Genomic DNA, 15041 nt, shown 5'->3' with positions numbered 1-15041 from the left:
CCCAACGGATGGTCAGGGTTGTTTCTGCGACCCGATCAGCTCCCGCACTTTCAGCAGCTTCAGGTCAAGACCCTGCCGGATGGCATCGGACGAAGGTTTTATCTCTATATCGGGCAAAAAACCATGTCCTTTTTCCCTGCCGGCATCCATCACCAAACGGTACATGGGCAGGCTTACCTGTATGCCCGTGTTGGGTAATACGATGGTGGGAATATGCATGGCCGAATTGCCGTAATAACCGCCGCCCGTTTCTTCGCCGATGGTGGTTACGTTTTTCTGTCCTTTGAGATTGGACAGGAACATGGTGGCCGCGGAAAAAGTATACCCGCCCTGGAACAGGTAGATATTGCCGCCAAAATGATAACGGTCCGAAGGTGTGAAGAGATGGGTTTCGTAACGGCGGATATGGATCTTTCCATCCTCCATTTTGCGCGCACCGAAGTTCATGGCAAACCAGTAAACCCAGGAAGGTTTTATATAACGGCCATACCTGAACTTCCTGCTGAGGGCAACAACACTGTCGCCCACTTTAAAAGGATGGTCTGCAAGATAACTGCTCAGCAGTATGCTGTTGCGAACCTTGCCGCCGCCGTTCTCGCGCAGATCGATCACGAGGTTACGGATATGTTCTTTTTCCATCGAGCGGAAACTGCTGCGGAAAAAAGACCGCAGGTTGCCGGTTGAAAAAGTTGTCAGGCGCATATAGGCCGTACTGTTTGCCGTATCGATCACAAGCGATCTTTTTTCGAGCAGCCCTGCCTTGCGCAGCTGCCTGCGTGTGGGCCGCTGCACCGCGGGAAGGTTTCTGGGTTCTTTTTTTGAGAGATCTATTACCGGACTGAAATTTTTCAGCTGTGCCATATTTTCCCTGCCGGTGGAGTCGATATACGAAATGGCGTATACGCTGTCGAGGCCAAGCACGGTTTTATACCATGCCGGAAAATTGCCGGACAGCACCTGGTTTTTGAAGTTGACCGAATACCCGTCGGTGCTCATATACCGGAAAAGGGTGTCGAGTAAGGAGCGGTTGTTCCTGCCGTTGATACCGGTGATAACGGTGCCTCTTTTAAAGACCGGGTCGTTCGGTACCGCGCTGGCAAGTACCACCAGGCTGTCGTCCCATGCTTTTAACTGCAGCGGGAACATGGGATAGCGGAACCTGGCCGCCTTCTTGAGATAACTTTTTGAAAAACGTACCGTGGTATGCCCGCAGCGGATATGGCTGATCACATACGCCACTTTGTTCTTGAACGCCACTTCATCCATCGAATCGCTGATGCTGCCGATAGCGGTTGCAAAAACGGCATCAAGACTGTCTTTGGTGGTGTACCAGTACAGGCTGGGATGGTTGGCTTCGAGTATTTTCTGCAAAAGCGATAGGTCGTCGCGTAAGGCGGCAGGCGGCAGTTTAGGAAGTATAGCCGGTTTGCCCTGCGCATGCGATCCGTTTACCAGCAAGAGGCAAACCCACAAAACAAGGCTTCTACATGATTTCATAACAACAGCAGGTGCTACGAATAAAGATAGGTGAAATACGGGCGGAGCTTACCGAAAAATTGTCTGTACGGCCCCCGTTATTTCTGAAATGCATTCCAGCCCTGTGCGCTGATGGGGAACCGGTTGCCGCCCCTGGTGAATAGGTTGCAGCCTTCTTCCAGTTCCGTCATATAGCCGATTACGCTGATCTCTTCGTTCAGTACGATCTTGTCGTGGTCTTCCTGCTTCAGTGTAAAGATCAGCTCGTAATCTTCGCCGCCGTTCAAAGCGCATACGGTGGGGTCGAGGCCGAATTTGAAAGCAGCGCTGCGGGCGGGTTCGGCAACGGGTATTTTTTCTTCGTAGATAAGACATCCCAGGTTGCTCTGCCTGCACAAATGCAGCACCTCGCTGCTGATGCCATCGCTTACATCCATCATCGATGTGGGCAATATCTCCTGCTGCTCAAAAAAATCGATGATGTCTTTCCTCGCTTCGGGCTTGAGCAGCCTTCCCACGATATAACTTTCATTTTCGAGATCGGGCTGTATCTGCGGATTTTCGGCAAAAATCTTTTTCTCGCGTTCCATCAGTGTCAGTCCCAGAAAGGCCCCGCCCAGGTCGCCGCTTACACAGATCAGGTCTCCTTTGCCTGCCGTACTTCTTTTTACCAGTTTTTCGGGAACCGCTTCGCCGATGGCCGTTACCGAAATAATCAGTCCTTTGTTGGAAGAAGAGGTATCGCCGCCAACCAGGTCAACCTTATAGCGTTCGCAGGCAAGGTAGATGCCTTCATACATTTCATCAAGCGCTTCCACGCTGAAACGGTTGCTGATGCCAAGACTCACCGTTACCTGTGTGGGCATGGCATTCATTGCATAGATATCGCTTAGGTTTACCACGATGGCTTTATACCCCAGGTGTTTCAGCGGTGTGTAGGCAAGGTCAAAATGAATGCCTTCCAGTAAAAGATCGGTGGTGATAACGGTTTGTTTACCGAGGTGATCGATCACCGCGGCATCATCTCCCACACCCAGTATGGTGGATGCATGGTAGGTTTCAAAATTCTTTGTGAGATGGTCTATCAGGCCAAACTCTCCCAGTTCTCCTATTTCCGTTCTTTGGTTTGCCATGTAGCTATGTTTAATTTACAGTTCGCCGCCGTTTACCACGTTCACCAGTTCGTTGTGTATTTTTCCGTTGCTGGCGATGATGCCGGGCTGGTAGGGGGAATAAGGCTTTCCTTTAAAATCCGTTACCGTTCCGCCCGCTTCTTTTACGATCAGAAAACCTGCTGCGCTGTCCCAGGCCTGCAGTTTGTGTTCGTAAAAACCATCAAACCTGCCCGCCGCCACCCAGCAGAGATCGATGGCCGCACTGCCCAGTCTTCGCACAGGAACGCCCTTGCGGATCAGTTTCTCAAAAACCTGCAAAGGCCCGTTGGGTGAATCCAGGTAGGTATAGGGAAAACCCGTTACCAGGCAGCTGTTGATCAGCGCAGGTTGCTCGCTTACCTGGATGCGCTTGTCGTTCAGCGTGGCGCCAAAGCCTTTCTGGGCAAAGAACAGTTCGTTCAGAAAAGGATTGTACACGGCGCCCATTACCATCTCGCCATCCTGCTCGATGCCGATGCTTACGCAGCAGAGGGGAATGCCGTTGGCAAAATTTACGGTACCGTCGATGGGGTCGATGATCCATTTATAGGATGAGTCCTGTGCGATCTCGCCTGTCTCTTCGCTCAGGATGGCATGATCGGGATAGTCTTTCTGTATCACCTCGAAAATGGCTTTCTCCGCGGCATGATCGGCCTCGGTAACCAGGTTGTTCACCCCTTCTTTATTGCTGATCACAAAGGTTCCGTTAAAGAACCGGGTAAGCTCGGCTGCCCCGGCCTCGATGGCTTTCAGTAAAGTCTGTTTTAACATGGCGCAAAGGTAACTGATATGCGCGTATTAGGAGATGTGTTCATGAAGTGGCTGATGATTGGGCTTCTTCGTTGCCGGTGCCCCGTAAATCGTATTTTGCACCGTGCTTTCGATCGTTATTGTCAGCTACAATGTCAGGTATTTCCTGGAGCAATGCCTGTATGCCGTTGCAAACGCTTCGGCTGGTATGGCAACGGAAACGATCGTCGTAGACAATCATTCCTCCGATAATACGATCGGTTATCTTTCTGCACGGTTCCCCTCTGTTACCTGGATAGCCAACGACCATAACCCGGGTTTTGCAAAAGCCTGTAACCAGGGACTGCAATATTGCTCGGGAGACTATGTGCTGTTCCTCAATCCCGATACACTGGTTGCGGAGCAGTCGCTCCGGCTTTGCGTAGCCTACCTCGAGGGGCATCCGCAAACCGGCGCGGTAGGTGTTCCGATGATCGACGGGCGTGGCCGTTTTTTACCCGAAAGCAAAAGGGCTTTCCCCTCGCCCCTGGCCTCCCTGTATAAACTTACCGGGCTGGCTGCACTGTTTCCGCGTTCCGGTTATTTTAACCGGTATGCGCTTGGCGACCTGGATGAAGACACTACCGGCAGGGTGGAGGTGCTGGCCGGCGCTTTTATGATATGCCGTAAAAAAACACTCGCGATAACCGGCGGCTTCGACGAGCGTTTTTTTTTGTATGGGGAAGATATAGACCTGAGTTTCCGTATCGGCAAAGCCGGCTGGGAAAACCATTATTTTACAGGAACACGCATCGTCCATTTCAAAGGCGAAAGCACCGGCGGGCAACAGGCAGATTATGTGCGGCATTTTTACCGGGCTATGCTGCTGTTCTTCGACAAACACTACAGCAACACCGGCGCAAAACGGTACCGACCGGCCATACGGCTGGCCATCGCGCTTCGCGCAGCCCTTTCTTTTGCGGTGCGTATTACCAGGCCATTGCTGCTGCCGCTGGCTGATACACTGCTGTTATTCCTGGCCTTCCGGCTGGTAAGCGCAGGCTGGATCCGCTTTGCGCGGCAGGGAGTTGATTTTCATGTTCCGTTTATCGGTTATGCATTACCGCTGTTTTCCCTGGTATTTGTGATGACCGCAGGATTTGCGGGTATCTACGACCGGCGCTACCGTGCCTCCAAAACCGTATCTGCGCTGTTTGCCGGATGCATCTGCACACTTGCGTTATATGCATTACTGCCCGAACAGCTGCGTTTTTCCAGGGCGGTGGTGTTGGGTGGCGCATCGCTGGGATCGGCGCTGGTGTTTTTTTCCAGGATAACCTTGTTCAGATCCCTGCATGGCTGGCTGGGTTATGAACCTGCCAAAGCCGCGGGCAGGCTGGTGATTTGTGCGCCGGGTACAAGGCCTGCTATGGAAAGCATGCTTAATAAACCGGCAACCGAAGCCATACATTATGCTCCCGCGGGTATCAACAGCGAGGGCCTTCTTGCCATGAGCAGGCAAACACACAGCAGGGAACTTGTTTTTTGTACCGGAGATATTTCACTGGAAGCATGTATGCGGCATATGCAGGCGCTGTCGAAAAAAGGACTGCGTTTTCTGTTCCATTCTGCCGGCAGTAGCAGCATCGTAGGCAGTGATTGGCGGTCTGCATCGGGCAGGACTATTCCGGTTGCCATGCAATACGCCATTGCGCAGCCTTTACAGCAGCGAATGAAACGGGTAACGGATATTGTGCTGTCGGTTCTTTTCCTGCTTACGGCGCCGGCGCATGCCATCATTCATCCCAACGCCATGCAACTGCTGGCCAACACCATCAAAGTATTGTCCGGAGAAGCCACCTGGATCGGTTACCAGACAGCTTGCGAAACACTTCCGCCGTTGCGCAGAAGCATCATCAGTCATAACAAACACCCCTCACCGGCATGGCGGTTAAGCGCCGATGCCTGGTATGCGTTCGATTATGCCTGGTGGCAGGATATTTTTATGGTTTTCAGTCGGTATTATCAACTGGCGTAAAGCAGCCATCTGCCATAAAACCTGTTTATTTTGAGGCATTTGCTTAGCTTCGTGCGCTATAAAGGGTCTCTAACGATGGCGATTCTGGATATCAAACTCCCTAACAGTGTTCTCAAAGCCCTGAGGCTGCCGCAGAATAATCCCCGCAGGCAGCAGATCAGGGTGTTGAAGAAATTATTGCGTAAGGCAAGGTTCACTGAATTCGGACAGAAATATTTGTTTGACGAGATATTGGTGAGCAAACATCCCGGAAAAAAATTCCAGGAACTGGTTCCTACCTTCAACTACAACAGGATCTATCAGGAATGGTGGCACAAAACGCTTGAAGGAAAGCCCGATGTGTGCTGGCCGGGCAAGATCCGTTATTATGCATTAAGCAGCGGTACCAGCGAAGCCGCCAGCAAATACATTCCCATTACCAACGACCTGCTGCGTGGCAACAAGATCGTTATGATCAAGCAGCTGCTGAGCCTGCGTACCTACGAAGACATACCGTACAGCTCTATCGGCAAAGGCTGGCTTACCCTGGGTGGCAGCACCGACCTGCAAAAAGGCTCCGGCTATTTTGCCGGCGATCTCAGCGGCATCACGGTTAAGAAATCGCCGTTCTGGTTTCAGCCCTTTTATAAACCGGGTAAAAAAATAGCCAAGGAAAAAGACTGGAATAAAAAACTGGAGGAGATCGTTGAAAAAGCGCCCGAATGGGATATTGGTTTTCTTGTCGGCGTTCCTGCATGGATACAAATGTGTATGGAACTGGTGATCGAACGCTATAAACTCAATAATATCCACGAGATGTGGCCCAACCTCGCCTTCTTTGTGCACGGCGGCGTAAGCTTTGAACCCTATAAAAAAGGATTTGAAAAATTACTGGGCAAACCGATCACTTATATTGAAACCTATCTTGCCAGCGAAGGATTTATTGCGTACCAGGACAGGCAGCTCTCCGAAGGTATGCGCCTGGTAACCGGTGAGCATATTTTCATGGAATTTGTTCCTTTTGACGATAAGAATTTTGATGCAAACGGAGAGATGATCGATAATCCCGAAGCCCTGATGATACACGAGGTGGAGGAAGGCCGCGATTACGCCCTGCTCATCAGCACCGCAGCGGGCACCTGGCGTTACCTGATCGGCGACACCATTCGTTTTGTGGACAAGGAAAAATGCGAGATCGTAATCACCGGCCGCACCAAACATTTCCTGAGCCTTGTAGGAGAGCATCTCAGCGTGGAGAACATGAACAAAGCCATCCAGCTTGCCAGCGAAGAGCTCAATATCAGCATACCCGAATTTACGGTTGCGGGTATACCGCATGGCAATTTCTTTGCGCATCACTGGTATGTTGCCTGCGATGATAAAGTGGATGCAGACCTGTTGCGTAAACGCATCGATGAAAAACTGAAGGAACTCAACGACGATTATGCCGTTGAAAGAAAAAGTGCCTTAAAAGATGTTCTGCTGGATGTGCTGACCGAACAGCAGTTCATGGATTTTATGCATTCCAAGGGAAAAATAGGCGGACAGCATAAATTTCCCCGTGTATTGCGCGGAAGTTTACTGGAGGACTGGCAGGCCTTCCTGCAAAAACAACCAAGACCCCAACTGGTGCATTGATCGTACCGACCGATAGTATGCGATTCAGGAATTCCGTTTTAGTACTGTTGTTTTTTTTGTTTTCGCAGGTTACTGCGCAAACACCGGCTGTTTCCCTGCTCAGCAGGAAGGCGCCGAAGCAGTTCCGCGCGGTGTTCAGAACCACCAAAGGAGATTTTGTACTGGAAGCTTACCGGAGCTGGTCGCCCCTGGGGGTTGACAGACTTTACCAGCTGATCGTTTCGGGATATTACAACAACAGCCTCGTGTTCAGGGTGGAGCCCAAGTACGTGGTGCAGTTCGGCATCGCTGAAAAATACGAGACAAAAAAATTCTGGTACGAAAGATATATTCCCGATGAACCGGTAATGCAGAAACATACCAGGGGGATGGTGGCTTTTGCACGCGATAAAAAGAACTCACGCAGTACGCAGTTATTTGTGGATATGACCGACAATCCCAAACTGGATACGACGGTACGCGACGGCGTAAAAGGGTTTACACCGGTGGCAAAAGTGATCAGCGGTATGGAAGTGGTCGCCCGGTTTTATGCGAAATACGGGAAACAGCCGGGTGCGCAGCAGATAGATCTTTACCGCAGGGGCAATGCATATTATGAACAGTTATTTCCGGGTCTGGATAAGATACTCTCGGCAAAGATCATTCCTTAGTTATTTGACGAATGGGATGGATGAGCCCGCAAAATCTAATGATTTGATCCTAATTTCGGGCCAAACAAAAAACCATTATGCTTGAGCCGCTGATAAAGGGATTGGTACTGGGTGTGTTCCTTGCCATATCAGTAGGTCCTGTCATATTCGCCATCATCAAGCAAAGCATCAATAACGGGCATAAGGCGGGATATTATTTTGTAGCGGGCATCAGTGCCAGCGATGTGCTGCTGGTGCTGGTATGCAATCTTTTTTCTTCTTTGTTTACCGCCATCATCAGCCACAAAACAGCGATTGCGGTTGCAGGAAGTATTTTTCTGGTAGGACTGGGCATCTATACCCTGTTCTTCAAAAAAGTAAAAACAGATGAAGCCAATAAGATCGTGCAGCGGGAGTTCAGGACGCATCATTTTGTGGGGATCTTTGCATCGGGTTTCCTGATCAATATCCTAAACCCTGCCGTATTCTTTTTCTGGCTGGTGTGGTCCGGTGCTGTTTCGCTCGATGCACAAACCGCCAAACACCCGCTCGAATACCGCTGTATCGTTTTCGGCACCTGCCTGCTGTTTGTACTGCTTACCGATATTGCCAAAGTGGCCCTCGCTTCCAAACTCAGATCGAGGATGACACCCCGGATACTCCGCATATTCAATAAGATATCCGGACTGATCCTGATCGGCTTCGGCATCGCCCTTGCGGTTGGTGTATTTGCCTATGGCGACAGGATCGCTGATAAGTGACAGAAGAACAGATGAACAGAAGAACAAGAGACAGAAGAGCGGGGAGGGGGAGAACCAGGGAAGAGAGGGGGCGCAAAGCATAGCGCAGCGGACCGCGAAGCCAAAAAATACTGCTCTGTGTTTCCGATCAATTATGTTTTCACGCTCCACAACCGATCAGCCATCCCCGTCCGATCGATATTCATTATTCCTTGTTCATCTGTTCCTTGCTCCTTGTTCTTCCGTTCCCTATCTTGCTTCCCATGACAACTCCAAAACCAACTCGCCGGCGCTTTTGGCGGTGGATAAGGACCGGTATCTGGTTGCTGTTCAGCTCTTCGCTGTTATACCTGGTTATCTGTTGCTGGCTGATGCCACCGGTTACGCTTACACAATTGGGTAACTTACCCGGTTATGGGCTGTACCGCGACTATATGGGATGGAACGATATTTCCTACAATGTGAAACTGGCGGCCATTGCAAGCGAAGACCAGGCCTTTCTGGATCATGGCGGGTTCGACTGGGAGGCACTGGATAAAAGCCTGCATCCTCCTAAAGGAAAAAAATCCAAGATACCGCCTGGCGGCGGAGCCAGTACCATTACGCAGCAAACGGCCAAGAATGTATTCCTGTGGCAGGGCGGCGGGTTTACAAAATACCTGCGCAAGGTGCCCGAGATCTATTTTACCAAGCTTATCGAATGGATTTGGGGCAAAAAACGGATACTGGAAGTGTACCTTAATGTAATAGAAACCGGACCGGGGATCTATGGTATCGAAGCGGCCGCGCAAACCTATTTCAGAAAATCTGCGAAGAGCCTGAGCAGGGCAGAAGCGGCCATGATCATTGCAGGTTTACCCAATCCCAAAAAATTCATTGTAAAACCCATGAGTCACCGCGTTGCCTGGCGTTACCCGCAGATCATGCGCGAGATGAGCAATATCGAAGACGATCCCGATATCAGATCGCTGCTGCGGTAACAGCTTCACACGGTGCTACCGTATAAACTCTTCCACGGCATTGATGGCGGTGACCAGCCTTTCTTCATAATTGCCGCTGATCTCTGCCCATGGTGTTTGCTGGTTGATCAGCAGATCCTTGTAAATATGAAACAGTTCCACCCGGTTTTTTTCATCGGGATATTCCCTGAGTTCATCCTTTACCCAGGGAAGATCGGTATTGCACAAAAGATACAGATCGTACCTGCGCGCAACGATCTGGTCGAGAATATATGGATGACACCTGCCAAACACATACTCGCACCATACCTTCATCACGTACATATCCGTATCCACAAACAGCATAGGATCCCGTCGGGAGCTGGATAAGGTATGCGGGTTGATATTTACGCCCTCCACATTCGACCACTGGCTTTTTACCATGCCGGTGTACTCGTCTTCCAGCGCAAGCTGTCCTTTTGCGATCGTCAGTAAGTCGTCAAAGGAATAATCCGTGCCGTTGGTCAGCAGGTACTCCCTTGCAAACTCCGGGCACCATTGCATATGATAATGCTGCGCCAGCTGCTCGCATAACGTACTTTTACCGGTTGACTCAGGACCGAGGATGATGATTTTTTTGACCATAGGAAAAGAACAGAAGAACAAGGAACGGATGAACAAGGAACAGACGAGCAAGAAGCAAAGGACCACTAAGAGCCAACTGATTTATTTTTCTGGGCTTTACTGATGCTTTTATAAAGATGCTGATCAGTTCATTGCATTCTGACAGTTCTAAGCTAAGATTATCTTTCTCAAACCAGCCCATTTTGGCGATAATTTTTAAACAGTGAAAAGTTTCATGCAGTTCTTTAACAGACAGCTTCATCTTATGAATGAAGTCGGCCCTGGATTTTGCAGCCTGTGCTTCGCCATAATGTAACGCGGGTGCAGTACCAATTCTTGTTAATTGCCCGGCTAAATGGTTTCCGGCAAAAGAGTGCGGCAGTTGCTCTGCGATTTTAATAGAGACCACAGCAAAATCGATTACGCGTTCAGCCAGTAAAAATTTCTGCATTCCCCAAGTTCCCGGGAATTCCTGAAATTATCTAGCGTATAAACACGCAGTATAAATTCCTGTTTACCTGTTCACCCCTCTTTCCCTGCTCCTCCGTTCCTTGTTCATCCGTTCCTTGTTCTATTATTCGATATTCCCCTCCCCCTCCTTCTCCACTCCGCCAGCCCGGCAATGGCCAGCCCGAACAGGATGAGGAACTGGACGCTGGTAAATACATACCCTTTTACAAAATAGAGCGGGATGGAGGCGAGGTTGGTGGCGATCCACCAGAGCCAGCTTTCCACTTTCTTTTTGGCCATCAGCCACATACCGGTATAGGCGGTTGCGCTGGCAAAAGCATCGGCCCAGGGAATGGCTTCCGGGGCGAAGGCTTTTTTGAGCCAGGTAAGACAAAAGAAGATCACCACATAGAAAACGCCGAAGAACAGCAGCTGCACCATCCATTCTTTACGCGTGCTGAAACTGATATGCAGTACATGCTCATGCCGCACACTGTCTTTTTTTGCCCAGAGTATCCACCCGTAAATACTCATAATGGTATAATACAGATTTACGCTGGCTTCGCCGAACAGGTGGCCTTTTACGCTTAGGTAGATATAGATGACGGTATTGATAAGTCCTACAGGATATACCCAGATATTCTCTTTTCTGCTGAACCAAACGCTGCCGATGCCGGCGAACACGGCGATGAACTCCAGCAGGCTGGTGTTCTGCAAACCGGTTATCAACTGCTGAAAAATTTCGCTGCTATTCATAATGGGTTATTGGTTCCTGCCGATGCGAAGTAACAAAGGGAAACGGAAAGTCTGCACCGTATCGTTTTTCCAGAGCGCAGGCAGCTCCTTCTCAAAATCTTCCACGGGGTTATGACCGTGTATACGGGTATACTGTTTTACGGCAGACCAGGTGTTGAGATAACCGATGAGCTGTTCGTGCGTCCATTCAAAATACATATCGAAAGCGGGCGCTTCCATCTCTGTAAATGGAAAGGGGATGGTGCGGTATGCCTCATCGATATAACGCCGTTCCGCATGCCAATACGAACCCAGGGTATTTTTATACAGGTGATCGATCGCCTGCTGCAGGTGCGGTTCTGTCTGCAATAAGCCATAACCGATCACCGCAATGATGCCACCCGGCTGAAGCACTCTTTTTACTTCGCGGTAGAACGCGGTAAAATCAAACCAGTGAATGGCCTGGGCAACGGTAACCAGCGTAAACTGCCGGTCAGGGAAGCCGGTTGTCTCCGCAGGCTGGATGCTGTAACTGATATTGGCTTTCCTGACAGCGTTTGCGATCTGCGCCGCGCTGATATCGGTTGCGAAGACATCGTCAAAATAATCCGCCAGCAGCGCGGCAAACTGTCCGTTGCCGGTGCCGCAATCCCAGGCTGCCCTTCTTTCGCTGATCAGTCCCGAAAGGTATATGGCCAGTGCCAGCGGGTATTGCGGTCTGAACTGCGCATACCGGGCGGCGTCTTGTGAAAAATGGTCTTTCATATTTGCTAGTTCGCTAAAGCGTATACGGCAAAGCTCGCCAGCCAGTGTTCGCCGCCGTAGTTACCGGTGGCCACATGCGGCAGACTTGCATTGAGGTGCCGGATGGCCGAATGCCTGAGCAGTTGTTTGCGTTTGTCTTTGGCGGGTAAGGCAGCGGCAATACCCTGCATACACCAGCTTCTGCTGAAACACAAACCATCCAAATGCACGATCTGGAAATCGTTGCGGTCCGATACAATGGGCAACTGCGTTAAATGGCGCAGTCCTTCGGGTGAAATCCAGTTGGTAAACCAGGTATTGAATTCCCGGGGAGCCAATACCCTGCGCATCAGGTCTGCTTCTTCGAGGGAAGGAGAGAGAAAATCCGTGCCATCGGGTTCCCACCGGCTTGGTGCGGCTTTGTCGCTCAGGTAAAGCTGCCTGGCGGCTTTCAGTATCTCGCGTTCAAATAAAAGATGGTGCGCGGCCCTGGCATAATCGAGCGCAAAAGCCAGTCCGAACGCGGTATTGGGATGCACGCCCGTTCTGTTGGGATAGGTTTGTTTGGGCAGGTATTCGATCCAGAATTTGATGATGGTGTCGCATAGCGGTTTCAGGGTGTTGCGCCATACAACGGCATCCGCATCCTGCCAGCCAAGCAGTTCCTGCTGCAGTTTCAGCAGCCAGGCCCATCCGTAGGTGCGTTCATAATTACGGGAGAGTTTACCGCCGAAATAACCGATCTCACCCCGGATATTTTCCGGCGTAATATTTTTACCGATCGCGTCCCGGATCAGGCCTGCTTCGGGCAGGTTGGGAAACTGCTTCAGCAGTTTTACCAGCATCCAGTGGCCGTGCACGCAGCTGTGCCAGTCGAAACAGCCATAAAATGCGGGATGCTGTTGTTTCGGCGTCATCAGGTGATCGGAATCTGCCAGGGAAGTATGCCCGGTCTTATTGGGATATTCCTGTTGCAAACATTTCAATGGCAGGGAAGCAAGATGCGAGGCGCCCTCCATCGTCAGGGAAAAAACAGTACTGTCGTGGTTGATGCTGAAGAGCTGTTTGTGCTGAGAGAACACAGGCAGCGCTGCCACCAGGAGTACAAAGAGAAAACCGGAACGGAACATGCGATTAAATTTTGATCAAGGTAAGTGTTCTGGTGAACATCCCTGCGAAACAATGCGCCTGGTCTGATGGAGTTGCCCCAAACAAAAATGCCCCGCTTTGGCAGGACATTTCTGAAACTCAACTTACAAAATATTATTCGGCCTCGGCCACCACTTCTTTTACTTCGGGGATCATGCGCTTCATCATTCCCTCGATACCGGCTTTCAGCGTGATCATCGATGAAGGACAACCGCTGCAGCTTCCCTGTAACATCAGGTTCACCACGCCGTCTTCGTAGCTTTTGAACTGTATGGCGCCGCCGTCCATTTCAACCGCGGGTTTTACATAGTTCTCCAGCAATTCTTTTACGCGTTTCACCACATCGTCGTCATCGGCGCTCACCGTATTGCTGGCTTCCTGTTTTACCTTGGCCACTTCTTCTTCATTCACCACCACGCCGCCGTTCTCCAGGTATTCTTTCAAAAATTCTTTGATGGTAGGGATCACATCCTGCCAGTCGGCAGTGTCTGCGGTTTTTGTCAGCGTAACAAAATTGCTGGCTATGAACACGCTTTTGATAAAGGGAAAGCTGAACAGTTCTTTTGCCAGCGGCGAAGGACCTGCCAGGCTTTCTTCTGCAAAATCGATACTCTTACCGGGGTACAGCAATTTGTTCGCAACGAACTTCATTGTTTCCGGGTTCGGCGTCATTTCGGTGTAAATACTGATCACCGGATTTCCTGTTTTGATCATACGGATGCTTTTTAACAGATAACTGGATCTGTTGTACAAAAATAGCAAAAACACACCAGCGGTTTATGCCCGGGCTGTTAAACCGGCTCCTGTTCGCCTACATTTTCGGAAATCGAAACCTACCAGTAAAGCGTTGCCGCCGATTCGTGCATAAATGCGGAAACCGGTTTCTTTACAGCTGCCAGTCCGCGCTTACTGCAATTATCAATGCGGCAGGTGACGATGGCTTCGGAAAATCCCCGGACCGTAGCGGCCCTGGTAACGGATTGGTGGGGGGCAGCCAATACGATACCCGCTGTGCACATGGTTCAAAGGATGGTGTTTCGTAATACTGCGTTCATAAGAACTGTTTTTGAGCCGGCAAAATTAGCCTGTTTTTGCCGATTTTAAACAAAAAACAGCAAAATATGCGTGTTTATGCTGTTTTTGGGGAAAATCTAGTCGTGAAACCTGGGGCCGTCAGACCTGAGTTATCGTGAGTTTTTTGGGGGATAAAATGCACTGCAGGCCTCTTTTTTGCAAAGCCGCCCCGCCTCTCCCAACGGCAACCAACACCAGGTCTGACGACTCACGTCTCACGATAACTCACGCCGACTCGCGATAACTCAGGTTTTGCTTCCCCCCGAAGTAGCACACTATTTGTGGTAAAAAAGCCTACGCCCCCAAATGCAAATGCATAACTACCTGGATTATGAGCTGTCAGAACTGATTGATATGCTCGCCGAACACACTGCCTGCTACACGCATATGATGAATGAAGGAACTCATCAGGGGGAGTCGTTTTCCCAGATCGGAGAGCAGATCCTGGCCATACAGAAAGCCATATGGACCAAGATGGGGTTTAACGGGCAGGAACAACGAAAATCGGAAACCGGGTAATCCGGTTACAAAATGCGGATAAGCGGGTGGGCGAAAAGATAAGCGGCGATGCAATGCACCTGTACCTCACTACCTTTGAAACCTTTACCGGTAAAGGGTTTCAAGGTTCGTGTGATGACCGGTACGCACACTTAATTTACGCATCGGTCAGTCAAATCAAACGATCATGGAAGGAAAATACATCAGCACATCGCTTATCCTTGCCATTCTGGGCAATGGCCGCGGCTGCTTTAGCCTGGAAGTGACGGAAACAACAGCAGACACAAGGAACCATGAACTTGTCTGGACCAAACAGTCATCCGCTGCAAATAAGAAAGCAACGAAAGACAGGCCCGGAGATGCATGGAAAAATACCCGATAAATGGAAAGACGCTTTTTAAACATCATGGACTATTTCTTCACCATCCTGATGCTTTTGTCCGGCG

At 50.2% G+C, this 15041-nt stretch carries 17 protein-coding genes; 7 read left to right on the top strand and 10 right to left on the bottom strand.

Annotated features, from left to right (window positions below; genetic code table 11):
• Positions 1-12: 12 nt before the first annotated feature.
• The 3 genes from GWC94_RS14390 to GWC94_RS14380 form a co-directional block, all read right to left on the bottom strand.
• On the bottom strand, positions 13-1497 hold the full coding sequence (locus GWC94_RS14390; protein WP_161835702.1) for a S41 family peptidase: 1485 nt from the start codon (positions 1495-1497) through the stop codon (positions 13-15).
• A gap of 77 nt (positions 1498-1574) precedes the next feature.
• A complete protein-coding gene (thiL, locus tag GWC94_RS14385; protein ID WP_161835701.1) occupies positions 1575-2609 on the bottom strand; it encodes a thiamine-phosphate kinase in 1035 nt (344 codons plus the stop codon).
• 15 nt (positions 2610-2624) lie between these two features.
• Positions 2625-3401, bottom strand: coding sequence for an inositol monophosphatase family protein (locus GWC94_RS14380; protein ID WP_161835700.1), 777 nt, complete (start codon positions 3399-3401; stop codon positions 2625-2627).
• A 103-nt stretch (positions 3402-3504) separates the two neighbouring features.
• Here GWC94_RS14380 and GWC94_RS14375 point away from each other — a divergent pair, with 103 nt between their 5' ends.
• The 5 genes from GWC94_RS14375 (at position 3505) to mtgA (ending at position 9363) form a co-directional block, all read left to right on the top strand.
• On the top strand, positions 3505-5397 hold the full coding sequence (locus tag GWC94_RS14375) for a glycosyltransferase family 2 protein (RefSeq protein WP_161835699.1): 1893 nt from the start codon (positions 3505-3507) through the stop codon (positions 5395-5397).
• Positions 5398-5472: 75 nt separating this feature from the next.
• On the top strand, positions 5473-7014 hold the full coding sequence (locus tag GWC94_RS14370) for a GH3 family domain-containing protein (RefSeq protein ID WP_161835698.1): 1542 nt from the start codon (positions 5473-5475) through the stop codon (positions 7012-7014).
• Between the two features lie 17 nt (positions 7015-7031).
• Positions 7032-7664, top strand: coding sequence for a peptidylprolyl isomerase (locus GWC94_RS14365; protein WP_161835697.1), 633 nt, complete (start codon positions 7032-7034; stop codon positions 7662-7664).
• Between the two features lie 77 nt (positions 7665-7741).
• Complete coding sequence (locus GWC94_RS14360; protein ID WP_202628782.1) at positions 7742-8404, top strand: LysE family translocator; 663 nt, start codon at positions 7742-7744, stop codon at positions 8402-8404.
• A gap of 242 nt (positions 8405-8646) precedes the next feature.
• The gene (mtgA, locus tag GWC94_RS14355; RefSeq protein ID WP_161835696.1) at positions 8647-9363 is read left to right on the top strand and encodes a monofunctional biosynthetic peptidoglycan transglycosylase; all 717 of its coding nucleotides are present in this window, start codon (positions 8647-8649) and stop codon (positions 9361-9363) included.
• 15 nt (positions 9364-9378) lie between these two features.
• Here mtgA and GWC94_RS14350 read toward each other — a convergent pair whose 3' ends face one another.
• The 7 genes from GWC94_RS14350 to GWC94_RS14320 form a co-directional block, all read right to left on the bottom strand.
• Positions 9379-9966: an AAA family ATPase gene (locus tag GWC94_RS14350; RefSeq protein ID WP_161835695.1), complete on the bottom strand. Its 588-nt coding sequence runs from the start codon at positions 9964-9966 to the stop codon at positions 9379-9381.
• The gene (locus GWC94_RS14345; protein ID WP_161835694.1) at positions 9935-10396 is read right to left on the bottom strand and encodes a four helix bundle protein; all 462 of its coding nucleotides are present in this window, start codon (positions 10394-10396) and stop codon (positions 9935-9937) included. The genes GWC94_RS14350 and GWC94_RS14345 overlap by 32 nt, the downstream gene beginning before the upstream one ends.
• Positions 10397-10500: 104 nt before the next feature.
• Positions 10501-11151: a nicotinamide riboside transporter PnuC gene (gene pnuC / locus GWC94_RS14340; RefSeq protein WP_161835693.1), complete on the bottom strand. Its 651-nt coding sequence runs from the start codon at positions 11149-11151 to the stop codon at positions 10501-10503.
• 6 nt (positions 11152-11157) lie between these two features.
• Positions 11158-11895 (bottom strand): class I SAM-dependent methyltransferase, encoded by a 738-nt coding sequence (locus GWC94_RS14335; protein WP_161835692.1) that lies wholly within the window; start codon positions 11893-11895, stop codon positions 11158-11160.
• Positions 11896-11900: 5 nt separating this feature from the next.
• The gene (locus tag GWC94_RS14330) at positions 11901-13004 is read right to left on the bottom strand and encodes a DUF2891 domain-containing protein (RefSeq protein WP_161835691.1); all 1104 of its coding nucleotides are present in this window, start codon (positions 13002-13004) and stop codon (positions 11901-11903) included.
• A gap of 133 nt (positions 13005-13137) precedes the next feature.
• Positions 13138-13737 (bottom strand): NifU family protein, encoded by a 600-nt coding sequence (locus GWC94_RS14325; RefSeq protein WP_161835690.1) that lies wholly within the window; start codon positions 13735-13737, stop codon positions 13138-13140.
• A 119-nt stretch (positions 13738-13856) separates the two neighbouring features.
• A complete protein-coding gene (locus tag GWC94_RS14320) occupies positions 13857-14042 on the bottom strand; it encodes a hypothetical protein (protein WP_161835689.1) in 186 nt (61 codons plus the stop codon).
• Between the two features lie 361 nt (positions 14043-14403).
• On the opposite strand from GWC94_RS14320, the gene GWC94_RS14315 reads away from it, so the two are divergent.
• Both GWC94_RS14315 and GWC94_RS14310 read left to right on the top strand, forming a co-directional pair.
• Positions 14404-14616 carry a hypothetical protein gene (locus GWC94_RS14315; protein WP_161835688.1) on the top strand — a complete coding sequence of 71 codons (213 nt, stop codon included), beginning with the start codon at positions 14404-14406 and terminating at the stop codon, positions 14614-14616.
• Positions 14617-14782: 166 nt separating this feature from the next.
• Positions 14783-14977 (top strand): hypothetical protein, encoded by a 195-nt coding sequence (locus GWC94_RS14310; RefSeq protein WP_161835687.1) that lies wholly within the window; start codon positions 14783-14785, stop codon positions 14975-14977.
• Positions 14978-15041: the final 64 nt, after the last annotated feature.

Source organism: Sediminibacterium soli, assembly GCF_009939225.1.
Classification (GTDB): domain Bacteria; phylum Bacteroidota; class Bacteroidia; order Chitinophagales; family Chitinophagaceae; genus Sediminibacterium; species Sediminibacterium soli.
The sequence above is the reverse complement of the archived record's forward strand: the minus strand, read 5'-3'. Positions and strand labels throughout refer to the sequence as shown.